Below are 13,689 nucleotides of genomic sequence, written 5' to 3'. Positions count from 1 at the left end.
GTAGAGAAAAAATTGTACGGATGAAAAGGTTAGGAGGCAGTCTGCTGCTTGTTGTATTGTTTGTATTACAGGCGCAGGCGCAGGAGAAGAGTTTTTTACGGCTCACGCAGCCGGGCAGGCAAAGCAACGCAGTCACAGCCACCCGGCAGTTCCTCGTAGGCAGTACCTGCAAATCCTGCCAGGTATTTGTGAATGATGAACTTCAGAAAGTATACCCCACCGGCGCCTTTGCCATTGAAGTGGAGCTGGAAGAAGGCAGCAATGAATTCGTCATCAAATCGCTCGGCCCCGAAGGAGATTCCATCCAGCGCATCATCTCTTTCACTTACAACGTCCCCCAGCCGGCCGTACCGGTCTCTTCCGTGAACATCGCCTATGTGCAGACCTTCCCCGAAGGCAACCTGCTGGTAGCCCCCGGCGATCTGATCCGCTTCCGCGTAAAAGCCATTCCCGGCGGCACTGTCACCGTCGGCGGTCAGTTCAGGCTTATGGAACTGCCCGTGAGCGGCAGCCAGACCATGCCCGGCATTTATCAAGGCACCTACACCGTGCAGTGCAACGATCCCCTCATCAACGGCCGTACCATGCCCGTAGTGCTGGAAGCGGAAGGCACACAGGTGCGCCGTAATACCACCTACACCTTTACCCTGAACGATCCGCAGGTGCAACCGATGGTAGGTAAAACCACCGGCGAAAACCCCTTCCTGAAATACGGCCTCGGCGAAGACCGCCTTGGCGGCGCGCGCATCGGCAACCTGGATACAGCCGTTTACCTGAACATTACCGGCAAGGTAGGGGCGGACTACCGCGTGAAACTCGCCAAAAACTTCACCGCCTACATCCCGCAGGAACAGGTGGTGATGCAGGCCCCCGGCACTTTCCCTCCATCGTCCCTCAGCAACAGCTGGCGCGTATGGGGCGATGATAAATTCGATTATCTCACCGTATCCCTCACACAAAAGCTACCCTACCGCACCACCCAGCAAACCGATCCTTCCCGCATCGTGCTGGACATATACGGCGCCACCGCCAATACCAACTGGATCACCCAGCTGGAGAACAGCCAGGAGATCAAAAATGCGTATTACGAACAGGTAGAGGATGACATCCTCCGGGTGATCATTGAGCTGAAACACAAGCAGCACTGGGGCCACCAGGTGTATTACAACGGCAGCACCCTCACCCTGAAAGTAAAAAGACCGCCGGCACAGTCCGGTCTTGGCAACCTGACCATTGCCGTGGACGCCGGTCATGGCGGCCGGAACACCGGTGCGCAAGGCCCTACCGGCGTATACGAAAAAGAAATGGCCATGGCCGTAGCCGTTTCCCTGCAGCAGGCTTTGCAGGCGGAAGGCGCCAGGGTGCTCATGACCCGCGTGAACGATTCTTATGTGGACAACAACTACCGCGTGAGCGCCTACCGCGACAAAGATCCGGACCTGCTCGTGAGCATCCACCTCAATTCCTCCGCGGACCCGGTGCGCATCCAGGGCACCAGCACCTATTACAAACACATCGGTTTCAGGCCGCTGAGCCAATATATTTACAAACACATGCTGGAGCTGGGCCTGAAGGAATTCGGCAATGTAGGCAGCTTCAACTTCGCGCTGAACAGCCCGACGGAATACCCGAACGTGCTGGTGGAAACCCTCTTCCTCAGCAACCCGGAAGATGAAATGAAGATCCTGGACCCGGGGTTTCGCCAGCAGATGGCAGGCAAAATAGTGCTGGGTATCAAGGATTTTGTGGCGGCAGGATATGCAGGCGCGGAGGAGCAGCAGTAAAAGAAATGGCTCCCGCAGAGGGAGCCATGTGAAGACCGCGATCTAATATTGTTCACGGTATTTCCATATCCAGAACGAAACTTGATGGAACGGAAAACCAGTTTGTCTTATTGAAAATAAAACGGTGGCCCAATCCCAAAGAAGGTTATTGTATCTTTTTAAATAGTCAAAATGGAGAGAAGCTCAGAATGGTGTTTTTCTGCTGCCCGTATTGCTCTGTCTAATGTCCAATGTCGCATCCGGCCCTATATGCCTGGGTTAGCGTACATAGCACAAAAATGGAATATCTATTGCAGCTCTGCAATACTCAGAACTGGGTATTTTTTGTTTTTTCCCTCATATTGTTTTAACCCTGAACCATAACATCTTACCATTACAGATTATCTCCCGATCTGGTATACAATATCCTACCATCTTAGTAGATTAATAACTATCTTTGCCTCCGCTGTAACAGCCTTATATTTTGTACATTAGCGTTATACATTTATAAATACGTGATTATGGGCCAGTTAGTGAAAAAATTTGACGAGTTGGGCGCCCTCAGCACTAAAACAAAAGAAATGCCCCCTTATACCCGCCGCGTAGCGGAATATTGGGAAGCGCTTGTGAATTCGTAACTTTACACCAAACCGATATATACAAAATGTCAACTACCATCATCCCTCCGCAGCCCTTAACGGCCAAGGACTTTGCAACGGACCAGGAAGTACGCTGGTGCCCGGGTTGCGGGGATTACTCCATATTAAAACAGGTTCAGACCATCATGCCGGGCTTAGGTATCCCGCGCGAAAATATAGTGATCGTTTCCGGTATCGGGTGTTCATCCCGCTTTCCTTATTACATGAATACCTATGGCATGCACTCGATCCACGGGCGCGCCACGGCTATTGCCTCCGGCCTCAAGGCCACCAGGCCCGAGCTGAGCGTTTGGATCGTGACGGGAGACGGGGACGGGCTGTCCATCGGTGGCAACCATACCATCCACCTCCTGCGCCGTAACTTTGATGTGAACATCATGTTGTTCAACAACCAGATCTACGGCCTTACCAAAGGACAATATTCTCCCACTTCAGAAGAGAACAAGATCACGAAAAGTACGCCTTACGGCAGCATAGACCATCCCTTTAATCCCATGGCACTCGCCCTGGGTGCGGATGCCACCTTTATTGCCCGCTCCATGGACCGTGATCCCAAACACCTGCAGGAAATGCTGAAACGCAGCCACGCCCACAAAGGCGCGTCTTTCCTGGAGATCTACCAGAACTGCAACATCTTCAACGATGGCGCTTTTGAGGTGTTCACCGAAAAATCCAGCAAGGCAGACGAGACTATTTTTGTGGAACAAGGCCAGCCGCTGGTATTTGGCCCGCAGAAAAATAAAGGCATCCGCCTGGACGGCCTGAAGCCGGTAGCCGTGGACCTGACCACCGGCGAATACAGCACTTCAGACCTCTGGATCCACGACGAACAGGACTTTGGGAAAGCCCAGCTGCTCACCCGCATGTTCGACGATGCGCGTATAGAAGGTCATCTCCCCAGGCCCTTTGGCGTGTTTTACCAGATCTTCCGCCCCACTTACGACGATATCATGACAGCACAGCTCCAGGAAGCCACCGCCAAACGCGGCCCCGGCAACCTCGACAAACTGCTGGCAGGTAATGAAACCTGGACTATCCTGTAATACGGGTAGGAATTATCCTGATAAATTGAACTTAAAAATATTCCCGGTTGCCGTAAGGTAGCCGGGATTTTCATTTTAGGTCTATCCAAAAGGATGTAATTAAAGCTATAGCTTTAAATTATGCTTGTAGGTTTAATGCTATGTCTTTAATTATATTCCCATTGAATTTCCTGACTTATACTTTTTTACCCCACATCAAGTCCGGATCAAGTCCACCTCATCTCCACCTCACCTCCGCCTCTCCTTCAATGCTGGTATAGGTTTCCTATAAGTTCCCGATAATGAAGATACAATGGTAAAATAAGACCAGTGCAGGCAGAATAGCTGTACATGCGGATTGATAAACAATGTTTTACACCTTACTGTAAACAAAAAGAGAAGGCCATCTGCCTCCTCTTTCCTGCAATTAAATATACGGTTCTGGTTAATAGACTAATGTGAAAACTCCCCGCCCCCAAACCACACCTGGTACAGCAACGCCAATCCAAAAACGATCATACACACCCCGGCGATGCGGTTCAGCCAGATCACGTTCGTAAGCGTGAGCTTATGCCTGATCTTGTCCGAGACGAACACCTTCAGGATATCCGCCGACAGTACGAACAGCAGGCAGATGCTGTACATGATCGCCCGGTGGGTGATAGTAGTGGGCGCATTGGCCACGCACACGCCCAGCCAGAAGATGATCACACCGGGGTTCAGCGTGTTCATCAGGAAACCGCCCAGCCAGATCTTTGCGTAATCGCGGGTGCTGAACATTTCCGGCCGTTCATCGCCTGTTACGATCTTTACCTGCTTAAAAACCAGGCCGTACACGCCCATCACGATGAGCAAAATACCGCCGGTGATGCCGATAATACGGGTATGTTCACTAAGATTGCTGATAAAAGAAGTGGCAAGGTTCCCTAGCAGTACGAACATGATGTCGCTGGCGGATACGCCCATGGCAAAGCTGATGCCGGCCCTGAAGCCGTTACTGATGCTATATTTGATGATAGCAAAAATCACCGGGCCTACGGATACAGACAAAAACATTCCCAGCAACAATCCTGCGATAACAGCTGCAATCATGAATTCAATCGTGGTTAGGCTTTCACGCCTGCTTTGGTGGTAAGAAATTGCTCCCAGTCCTTCAGCTTCTCGCCTTTCAATACACGGGGGAACTTGTTCATGGCTCCTTCTTTGCCTTTGCAACGCAGGTAATCAATGAATACCTCGTTCGGCAATATTTCGACAAAAATTTCTTTTAATGCGGAGGTACGCTCCACGGCATAGTCGTCATTCACCTCGCTGAGCGTCTGGTCTATGATCTCGCGCACCCGGGCAACGTCCACGTTCGGCGCTTCCGTGCCAATGTACCAGCGGTGGGCAAACAGGTTTTCGTATCCGAAGCCGGCCACGGTAAACTCACGGATGTTGATCCCCAGTTTCTTCTGCACATTATCTATCGCCTTATTCATATTATCCACGCTCATGTGCTCTCCCGCCAGGCTGAGGAACTGCTTGGTACGGCCCACGATAGTGATCTCATGTTCTTTTACGGAGGTGAACTTCACCACGTCCCCGATCAGGTAACGCCAGGCGCCGGCACAGGTGCTCAGCATCACGGCGTATTCCACGTCTTCCACCACTTCATGGATCATATAAGACTTGGGATTGGGTTTAAACTCCCCGTCCGCGTCAAAATTCTCCTCGTTGAACGGAATGAATTCGTAGAAGATCCCGGCGTTCAGCACCAGTTTGATGCCTTTTACGCCCGGCCTGGCCTGGAAGCCGAAGGAACCTTCGGAGGCCATATAAGTTTCGATAAAGGTGATGGGTTTGCCCAGCAGCTTCTGGAAACTGTCCCGGTAAGGCTCAAAGCTCACGCCGCCATGGATGTAAATAGCCAGGTTCGGCCAGATCTCATGGATGTTTTTGACGTTGTGGTATTTGATGATCTCTTCCAGTACGATCTGTACCCAGGCGGGCACGCCGCACACGGTGCCTACGTCCCACTGCGGGGCCTTGCGCACGATCAGTTTGATACGCTGTTCCCAATTGGGTTTCCGGGAAATGCTGCCGCCGGGCTTGTAAAAGCGGCGGAACCATTTAGGAATGTTTTTAGCCTGGATGCCGCTCATGTCCCCTTCGTAATAGTCGCCTTTTTCGAAGAGGGAGGTGGTGCCACCGAGCATCAGGATGCCTTTGGTGAAGGATTTAGGCGGAACGTTGAAGTTCGCCATGGAATATAGTTGTTTCACGCCCACCTTTTTCACGGTCTTGAGCATATCCCGGGTTACAGGGATGTGTTTGCTCGCCGATTCCGAGGTGCCGGAACTGAGGGCGAAATACTTGATCTTTTCAGGCCAGCTCACGTTGGGGGTACCTTCCAGGCATTTGTACCACCATTCTTTATGCATTTTGTTGTAGTTATGCACAGGTACCTTCTGCCGGAACTGGGCAACCCAGTTGGGGGAGTTCAGTATCTGCTCATACCCGTAATGCTCGCCAAACTGTGTGTGTTTGGCTTTTTCCATCAACCTGCGCAGTACCTGTAACTGGTACTGGCGCGGCGTTCCCAGCTTGAACGTGAACTGTTTCCGAATTCGAAGTGATCTGGATATCAGATTACCTATTATGGCCATTAAGTGCGATTCTAGTTATAAAAAGCAAAAATACTTAATTCGTGCGTAAATCAGGGGAAGTTGCGCACACTTCGTACCTTTGCGCCATGTTAAAATCTACGTTACTCAAAGCTACGCAAGCCGGTGCAAAAGTTTTACAGGAATATTTTAACGGTACTTTCACAGTTTCCCATAAAAGTTCGGTGAACGACCTTGTAACGGAGGCGGATAAAAAGGCGGAAGCAGCAATTATTCAGACGATCCAGGCCGATTTCCCGGATCACCAGATACTCAGCGAAGAAATTGGCGCCATCACCACCAGTTCCACCATCAAATGGATCATAGACCCGATAGACGGCACGGTCAATTTTGCCCATGGCATCCCCATCTGTTGTGTGAGCGTCGGGGTGGAGCAGGACGGGGAGATGATCCTCGGCGCGGTGTACAATCCGTTGATGAATGAGCTGTTTTTTGCCCAGAAAGGCTTTGGCGCTACGTTGAACGATAAAAGGATCAGTGTATCCACCAAAACAAACATGGCCAATGCCTGCCTGGTGACAGGTTTTGCCTACCAGTACGAATCCACCGCCAACCCCCTGGATGTACTCCAGCGGTTTATCAGGCAGGGCCTGCCGGTGCGCCGCCTCGGCTCCGCCGCCATAGACCTCTGCTGGGTGGCCTGCGGCCGCTTCGACGGGTTCTGGGAACATCACCTGAACGCCTGGGATTCCGCCGCCGGATTCCTCATTGTACAGGAAGCGGGCGGTAAAGTGACCGATTTTTCAGGCAAAACCTATTCCCCTTACCAGAAACAGATACTGGCCACCAACGGCCATATTCATAACGACCTGCTGAAAGAGATCAACAGTATTTAATTATACATGGAAGAAAGAACAGAAATAGAAAACCTCGGGGAATTCGGCCTGATCGAATACCTCACCCGGAATATAGAGCTCCACAACGCCGGCACCATCCTGGGCGTGGGAGACGATGCCGCCGTGATAGATCACTTTGGCAAACAAACCGTGATCTCCACCGATATGCTGGTGGAAGGCATTCACTTCGACCTGATGTATACCCCGCTGAAACATCTCGGGTACAAATCGGTGGTCGTGAACCTGTCCGACATCTACGCTATGAACGCCGTGCCCACGCACATCACCATGAGCCTGGCATTCTCCAACCGCTTTTCGCTGGAAGCCCTCAACGAATTCTACGAAGGCGTGTACGCCGCCTGCGAACGGTATAAAGTAGACCTCATCGGCGGAGATACCTCTTCCAGCAAAAAAGGTTTTGTGATCAGCGTAACCGCTATCGGCGAAGTAGCCCCGGACCAGTACGTGAAACGCTCCACCGCCCAGAAAGGCGACCTGCTCTGCGTTTCCGGCGATCTCGGCGCCGCTTACCTCGGCCTCACCCTGCTGGAAAGGGAAAAACAGATCTTCCTGGAAAATCCGAAAGTACAGCCGGACCTGGAAAACCAGACCTATATCATCGGCCGCCAGCTGAAGCCCGAAGCCCGCCAGGATATCATCGAATTTTTAGCTGAAAAAGAGATCCGCCCCACTTCCATGATGGACGTAAGCGACGGTCTCAGCTCGGAGATACTGCACATCTGCAAACAAAGCAACGTAGGCTGTGTGCTTTACGAAGAAAAATTGCCCATCCACGACCAGAGCCGCAGCATGGCCATGCAGTTCGGCCTTGATCCTACCGCCTGCGCACTCAGCGGCGGCGAGGACTACGAGCTGCTGTTCACCATGAAACAGGAAGATTATGACAAGATCACGCTGAATGAAGAAATTGCCGTGATCGGTTATATCACCGAAGCAGACCAGGGTTCGCACATCATTACAAGAAGCGGGAACAAACACCAGATCACCGCCCAAGGATGGAATGCTTTTAAATAAGGAAACTATTATTATAGAAAAAGGCCGTCATTGCGAGGAGCAGCAGCGCCAAAGCGGGAGGGGCGCCGAAGCAATCTCCCGGGCTGAATTGAAACACTCCAATATCAGGAGATTGCTTCGTCGCGGCTCCTGCACAAAGGCCTCGCTGCTTCTCGCAATGACGGAGATTCGTTATTCCACTTTTAATTTTATCACCTGGCTGTTGTGCGTGGGATCCGGCACAGCGGGCGCCTGTATCCCCATCTTCAGCTTATATTCACCAGCCACCGGCGGCGCCTGGATAGTGATGTCCACACTGTCTTTTTTCAGCACATCCGCCAGCCGCAACGAATAACCGGATTGCCGGTAGTCATCTTTGTTCCAGATGAGATACCCTACCAGCGGGCCTTCCGCGTCTTTCATTTTTACGGGAACATTATACCCGTTCTTCACGCCAAAACGCAGCATCACCGATCCGCCCGTTTTCACAGCGACCGCTTTCTCCGCCGTCTCCAGCTGGATAAGGGAATAAGAATAATACGCCATTTCGGGACGGTTAAAAAAATCGCCCTGTGAAGTACCGATACTGTCTGCTCCCGAAAAATAATAAGCATCCGGCGCACTCATTAAGACTTCTTTCCCCCACAGGTCTTCTTCCGTATGCCAGAAATTATACTGGCTCCTGCGGGAAGGAATGGTATTGAGGCTATACGCTTCATGACCCGTATAAAACATGTATTTGGAGGGGCGCTGGTAACTGTTGAGGAACACGACCGGCCTTCCATTCGCCTGCTGTTCGATAACGTTTGTCCATTCCCGGTTGTGATGGATCTCCGGGCGCACAGGTACACCGGGCATAAAATCCCAGATCATGTACACACGCGTCACACACACCAGCAGCAGGGACGCCGCCCAGGTGTATTGGAATATCTTCGCTGAATAACCCTGCCGTACAATACCCTGGTGCGCCAGTATGAACATGGGGGTGAATATCATCACCGTCCAGTTCGCCTCCACACGGCCTTTGAAGGTGCTGAACAGGAAAAACACCAGCACGCCCACCAGGCTGAATTTCAATGCGCGCTCAAAGGTGCTCACCACCGGTGTACGGAAAGCGTAATACAATATCAGCCAGCCCACCAGCGGGCCGAAAAGCAATATCTGCCCCGTTACATAGTCCAGCGTATGGGTGTAATGGTAACGGTTGGAATTGCGTTCCACGAGATGGTATTGCAAAGAAGGGAAGTTGTGCGAGTACTGCCAGTACAGGTGCGGGAAAAACAGCGCCGTTGTAATGAATACAGCTATCCAGAAACGGTAAAGCCTGAGCAGGGAAAGGTTGCTGAGCACGGTAAAGAACACCAGCAGGATGCCATGATATTTGCTGTAGAACATCAGGGCCATGCTGAGGCCCAGCAGCAAAGTGTTTTTCCAGCTCTGCGACTCCAGGAAACCGCGATAGATATAAAAATACAGGGTGGCAAAAAAGATCAGCGGCAGATCGGGCACCGCCAGCATACCGCCCAGCTGCATGGCACCCATACCGGCCAGGAGGAGATAAAACACACGGTTATCTTTCTGGGGAATAAGTTTGTCCGTGAGGATGAGCGTGCCCAGGTTCAGCGCCACCATGCCCAGCCTTACGCCCAGCTCGTTATGAAACAGCGCGTACCCGGCTTTGATCAGCAGTGCGATCATCGGCGGATGGTCGAAATACCCCCAGTCCAGGTGGCGGGAGTATACCCAATAATACGCCTCATCGTCCATCAGCTGGGTGAAGCCGGCCTGGAACAGCGCGAGTATGACCCAGATGGCCAGTACCCCGTTCTTATATTGATCTTTGGTAAAAAAGCGGATCATAGCCCGCGAAGTTAGGTAAGTTCCCGTTTAAATTACAGGATCATAAACCGGTCCGCATCCTTCATAAAGGGGAAGCGGGCGCGCAGGTCGTCCAGGTGCTGGCGGGAAAGGGTGTAGGTGAATACGTCCTCCTCGTGCTCCTTGCGGTAAATGATCTCCCCTACAGGGTCTATGAGGCTGCTATCGCCGCTGTGATAGATGTCGTTGCCATCGTTGCCCACACGGTTCACCCCGATCATATAACACTGGTTTTCGATCGCTCTTGCCTGGAGTAAAGCTTTCCAGGGCGTGCTGCGGCGCTCGGGCCAGTTGGCTACGTTGATGAGCACGTCGTAAGCCGGCTCTCCGTTTTCCTGTATGTTGTTGCGGCTCCACACGGGGAATCGCAGGTCGTAGCAGATAGTGAGATTTATTTTCCAGCCTTTCACCTGTGCGATGAGGCGTTTGTCCCCGGCTGAATAGTGGTCCTCTTCTCCGGCAAATCCAAAGCGGTGGCGTTTGTTGTAGATGCCAAACTGCCCGTTGGGAAGCATCCAGATGAGGCGGTTAAAATATTCGCCGTTCTCCTCGATGATGAGGCTGCCGGTGATGATGACGTTTTTCTGTTTCGCCTTGGCTTTCATCCACTGTACAGCGCTGCCATCCATGGTTTCGGCCAGGCGTTCGCTCTGCATGCTGAAGCCGGTACTGAACATTTCAGGTAATACGATCACTTCCGTCCTTTCTTTGATGGAATCGATCTTTTGATCGAACATGGCCAGGTTGGCCGCTTTATCTTCCCAATACAAATTCGCCTGGATGAGCGAAACCGTTAAATCAGACATATTATTCAGATTACTACAAAACGACTCCAAATTTACGATGCCAGAGCTTAGAAAGTTTTAAATATTTCCCTTATTAATCCTCTTTTTTTGCGATTTGTTCAATCGCATCGCGTGCAAACTCCTGTTCAAAGCCTTTTTGCAGCAGGTATTGAAGGGTCTTGTACTGGCGTTTCAGGTATTGTTCGCCGTGCAGGGAATTGTATTTCCGTTCCGCGAGGTTCAGCAGGGTTTGGCCGTACGCTTCGGGGTCTATCTCCGCCAATCCTTTACGGATGCAGTAATCGGAGATCTGTTTTTGTTTCAGGGCAAGCCGGATCTTTTTTTTACCCCATTGCTGCATCCTGAATTTGCCGCCGGCAAAAGCTTTGGCATACCGTTCCTCGTTCAGGAAACCTTCCGTCACCAGGTGAGCAATGGCTTCCTCCGCTTCTTCGCCATACAGCTTCAGCTCGCGGCACTTTTCCCGCACTTCCATATGGCAGCGCTCCTGGTAGGCGCAATAGTGGCGGAGTTTTATGATATCGCTGCTGCTCATCGTCACGAATATAAAAAGGGCTGACCAAATATTACTTCAGTCAGCCCCCGTAAATAGTTATACTTATTGTTGTCTTACGATCATCAGTTTGGCGTAGTTCAACATGATCTTCTTTTCGCCGCCGCCTTTCGGGAACATCACCGTGGCAATGCGGTTGTTGGGCGCGCCTTCCATGCTCAGTATCTTCCCGAAACCGAACTTCTGGTGCTCCACATCCATACCGGGCTCCATGCCGGAGGGATCGTCCGCCGTAAACCCTGGCGTGGGCGTATGATTGCTCACCGGGCCCGAGGTAGGTCTTGCCGCCGCGGTCCTTACCGGGGTGGGGCCTTGTGAAGGCGCTGCCGTTTTACGTTTCTCGAACATATTGCCCCATGAAGCCCCGCCGCCAAGGCTGCCGGAGTTGCGGAGACCGCCGCCGGCATAGCTGCGGTCCAGCATCTGCTCAGGCACTTCTTCCAGGAAACGGCTTGGCTCGTTCTGCTGCAACTGGCCAAAACGGTAACGACTGTTCGCATAAGTGAGGAACAGGCGGGCTTTGGCGCGGGTTACCGCTACGTAGAACAAACGTCTTTCTTCTTCCAGCTCCTCGCGGGAATTGATGGACATGCCGCTGGGGAAAAGGCTTTCTTCCATCCCCACCGTGAACACCACCGGGAATTCCAGTCCTTTTGCCGCGTGAATGGTCATCAGTTTCACCACATCGCTGTTTTCGTCGTTGGTATTGTCCGCATCCGTGAGCAGTGTGATCTGCTGCAGGTACACGCCAAGGGTTTTATTGTCCAGCAATTCGCCGTCTTCCGTGGGGGTTTCGGTGAATTCCTTGATGGAGTTCAGCAACTCCTGGATGTTCTCGTAACGGGCAAGACCTTCGGTGGTTTTGTCGTTGAACAGTTCTTTTACAATGTTCGTGCTTTTACCTACCTGCACGGCTACTTCGTAGGCATTGTGTTTCTCCAGCATGATGCGGAAGCTCTTGATCATGGTCACAAAACCGTCTATCGCTTCCAGTGTGCCGGCTTTGAACCCGAATTCCTTCGCTCTTTCCAGCACTTCCCAGAACGTGATATTCTGGTCATTCGCATAAATGGATACTTTCTCTACCGTGGTTTTACCAATACCGCGCACGGGGTAGTTGATGACACGTTTGATCGCTTCTTCGTCGCGGGAGTTCATCACCACGCGCAGGTAAGCGATGAAGTCCTTGATCTCTTTCCTTTGATAAAAAGACAGGCCGCCGTAGATCCTGTACGGGATGGCCATCCTGCGGAGGCTTTCCTCAAATGCACGGCTCTGTGCGTTGGTACGGTACAGTATGCAGAAATCGCGGTTGCTGTAGTGGTTGCGGAGCTTCTGCTCAGCGATGGTATCGGCTACGGTCTTGCCTTCTTCGTTGTCCGTATTGGTACGGATCAGTTTGATCTTTTCACCTTCGGCATTGTCCGTCCAGAGGTTCTTTTCGATCTGCCCTTTATTCTTCGCGATCACCTCGTTCGCCACGTTCAGGATGCTTTTGGTGGAGCGGTAGTTCTGCTCCAGCTTCACCACTTTCACATCATCGTAATCCTTTTCGAACTGGAGGATGTTCTGAATGGTGGCGCCGCGGAAGGAGTAGATACTCTGCGCATCGTCTCCCACCACGCAGATGTTCTCATGCACCGCGCCCAGCAGCTTCACGATCTCGTACTGCGCGGGGTTCGTATCCTGGTACTCATCGATCATGATGTATTTGAACTTGTGCTGGTACTTGGCCAGTACATCGGGGAAACTTTTCAGCAGCACGTACATCTTGAAGAGCAGGTCGTCAAAGTCCATGGCGCCGTTCTTGAAGCAGCGTTTGGCGTACATGTCGTAGATCTTCCCCGTGAGCGGGCGGCTGGCCCGCTGGTCTTCCTGCTGGATGTAATAATCCTGCTGGTAGGCTTCCGGGCCCATCAGGCTGTTTTTGGCTGCGGAGATGCGGTTGTATACGAGGTTCGGCTTGTAATGTTTATCGTCCAGGTTCAGCTCGTTCACGATGGTTTTCACCACGCTTTTGGCATCGTCCGAATCGTAAATGGTAAAGTCGCTGGGGTAGCCCAGCTTGGGCGCATCGCTGCGCAGCAGGCGGGCAAACACGGAGTGGAAAGTACCGATGTAAAGATTGCGGGCTTCGTTTCCGCCGAGTATCTTTTCCACCCTTTCTTTCATTTCCTTGGCCGCCTTATTGGTAAAGGTGAGTGCTAATATGTTAAAAGCATCCACCCCGTTGCGCATGAGGTGGGCTATCCTGGTCGTCAGTACCTTCGTTTTACCTGAACCCGCACCCGCAATGATCATTAATGGCCCTTGCAGGGAGATGACAGCTTCCCGCTGCCGCTCATTCAGATCGTCTAAATAGTTTGCCTTCATTAATGGATTTTTTGCAGGCTGTAAAAGTACGATTTGAGCGGCGGACTGCGAAATTAGGTGGATAACTCAGTGTGAACACTGCGCTAAGCTGTTTTCCCAGGCATTACGGCATAAAAAAA

Annotated in this window: 10 protein-coding genes; 4 read left to right on the top strand and 6 right to left on the bottom strand. The window is 51.8% G+C overall.

Going from position 1 to position 13,689, the window contains the following annotated elements; all coding sequences use genetic code 11:
* Positions 1-20 precede the first annotated feature (20 nt).
* Positions 21-1,784 (top strand): N-acetylmuramoyl-L-alanine amidase, encoded by a 1,764-nt coding sequence (locus EG028_RS13900; RefSeq protein ID WP_120517254.1) that lies wholly within the window; start codon positions 21-23, stop codon positions 1,782-1,784.
* Positions 1,785-2,427: 643 nt separating this feature from the next.
* Entirely contained in the window at positions 2,428-3,465 is a 1,038-nt protein-coding gene (locus tag EG028_RS13895; protein ID WP_120517255.1) for a 2-oxoacid:ferredoxin oxidoreductase subunit beta, read from the top strand.
* Positions 3,466-3,897: 432 nt separating this feature from the next.
* Here EG028_RS13895 and EG028_RS13890 read toward each other — a convergent pair whose 3' ends face one another.
* A complete protein-coding gene (locus EG028_RS13890; protein WP_120517256.1) occupies positions 3,898-4,536 on the bottom strand; it encodes a LysE family translocator in 639 nt (212 codons plus the stop codon).
* Positions 4,537-4,550: 14 nt separating this feature from the next.
* Positions 4,551-6,092: a GH3 family domain-containing protein gene (locus EG028_RS13885; protein ID WP_120517257.1), complete on the bottom strand. Its 1,542-nt coding sequence runs from the start codon at positions 6,090-6,092 to the stop codon at positions 4,551-4,553.
* 86 nt (positions 6,093-6,178) lie between these two features.
* Between EG028_RS13885 and EG028_RS13880 the strand changes: the two genes are divergently transcribed.
* Together EG028_RS13880 and thiL are read left to right on the top strand one after the other, a co-directional pair.
* On the top strand, positions 6,179-6,946 hold the full coding sequence (locus EG028_RS13880) for an inositol monophosphatase family protein (RefSeq protein ID WP_120517258.1): 768 nt from the start codon (positions 6,179-6,181) through the stop codon (positions 6,944-6,946).
* Positions 6,947-6,952: 6 nt separating this feature from the next.
* On the top strand, positions 6,953-7,981 hold the full coding sequence (gene thiL / locus EG028_RS13875; protein ID WP_120517259.1) for a thiamine-phosphate kinase: 1,029 nt from the start codon (positions 6,953-6,955) through the stop codon (positions 7,979-7,981).
* 171 nt (positions 7,982-8,152) lie between these two features.
* On the opposite strand, the gene EG028_RS13870 is transcribed toward thiL, so the two are convergent.
* From EG028_RS13870 to EG028_RS13855, 4 genes are all read right to left on the bottom strand, one after another.
* Entirely contained in the window at positions 8,153-9,820 is a 1,668-nt protein-coding gene (locus tag EG028_RS13870) for an ArnT family glycosyltransferase (RefSeq protein ID WP_120517260.1), read from the bottom strand.
* Between the two features lie 32 nt (positions 9,821-9,852).
* The gene (locus EG028_RS13865) at positions 9,853-10,644 is read right to left on the bottom strand and encodes an amidohydrolase (RefSeq protein WP_120517261.1); all 792 of its coding nucleotides are present in this window, start codon (positions 10,642-10,644) and stop codon (positions 9,853-9,855) included.
* 73 nt (positions 10,645-10,717) lie between these two features.
* A complete protein-coding gene (locus EG028_RS13860; protein WP_120517262.1) occupies positions 10,718-11,179 on the bottom strand; it encodes a regulatory protein RecX in 462 nt (153 codons plus the stop codon).
* Positions 11,180-11,242: 63 nt separating this feature from the next.
* Positions 11,243-13,570, bottom strand: a complete 2,328-nt coding sequence (locus EG028_RS13855; RefSeq protein WP_120517263.1) for an ATP-dependent helicase — start codon at positions 13,568-13,570, stop codon at positions 11,243-11,245.
* Between the last annotated feature and the right edge of the window lie 119 nt (positions 13,571-13,689).

The sequence above is a fragment of the Chitinophaga barathri genome (genome assembly GCF_003807585.1).
GTDB classification, from domain to species: Bacteria; Bacteroidota; Bacteroidia; order Chitinophagales; family Chitinophagaceae; genus Chitinophaga; species Chitinophaga barathri.
Note: the sequence above shows the minus strand (reverse complement) of the source record. Positions and strands in the feature narration are given on the sequence as shown.

Excerpts from the sequence above, each read along its gene's own strand:
- EG028_RS13900 (WP_120517254.1), top strand. The coding sequence starts at position 21 with ATGAAAAGGTTAGGAGGCAGTCTGCTGCTTGTTGTATTGTTTGTATTA.
- EG028_RS13895 (WP_120517255.1), top strand. The coding sequence starts at position 2,428 with ATGTCAACTACCATCATCCCTCCGCAGCCCTTAACGGCCAAGGACTTT.
- EG028_RS13890 (WP_120517256.1), bottom strand. The coding sequence starts at position 4,536 with ATGATTGCAGCTGTTATCGCAGGATTGTTGCTGGGAATGTTTTTGTCT.
- EG028_RS13885 (WP_120517257.1), bottom strand. The coding sequence starts at position 6,092 with ATGGCCATAATAGGTAATCTGATATCCAGATCACTTCGAATTCGGAAA.
- EG028_RS13880 (WP_120517258.1), top strand. The coding sequence starts at position 6,179 with ATGTTAAAATCTACGTTACTCAAAGCTACGCAAGCCGGTGCAAAAGTT.
- thiL (WP_120517259.1), top strand. The coding sequence starts at position 6,953 with ATGGAAGAAAGAACAGAAATAGAAAACCTCGGGGAATTCGGCCTGATC.
- EG028_RS13870 (WP_120517260.1), bottom strand. The coding sequence starts at position 9,820 with ATGATCCGCTTTTTTACCAAAGATCAATATAAGAACGGGGTACTGGCC.
- EG028_RS13865 (WP_120517261.1), bottom strand. The coding sequence starts at position 10,644 with ATGTCTGATTTAACGGTTTCGCTCATCCAGGCGAATTTGTATTGGGAA.
- EG028_RS13860 (WP_120517262.1), bottom strand. The coding sequence starts at position 11,179 with ATGAGCAGCAGCGATATCATAAAACTCCGCCACTATTGCGCCTACCAG.
- EG028_RS13855 (WP_120517263.1), bottom strand. The coding sequence starts at position 13,570 with ATGAAGGCAAACTATTTAGACGATCTGAATGAGCGGCAGCGGGAAGCT.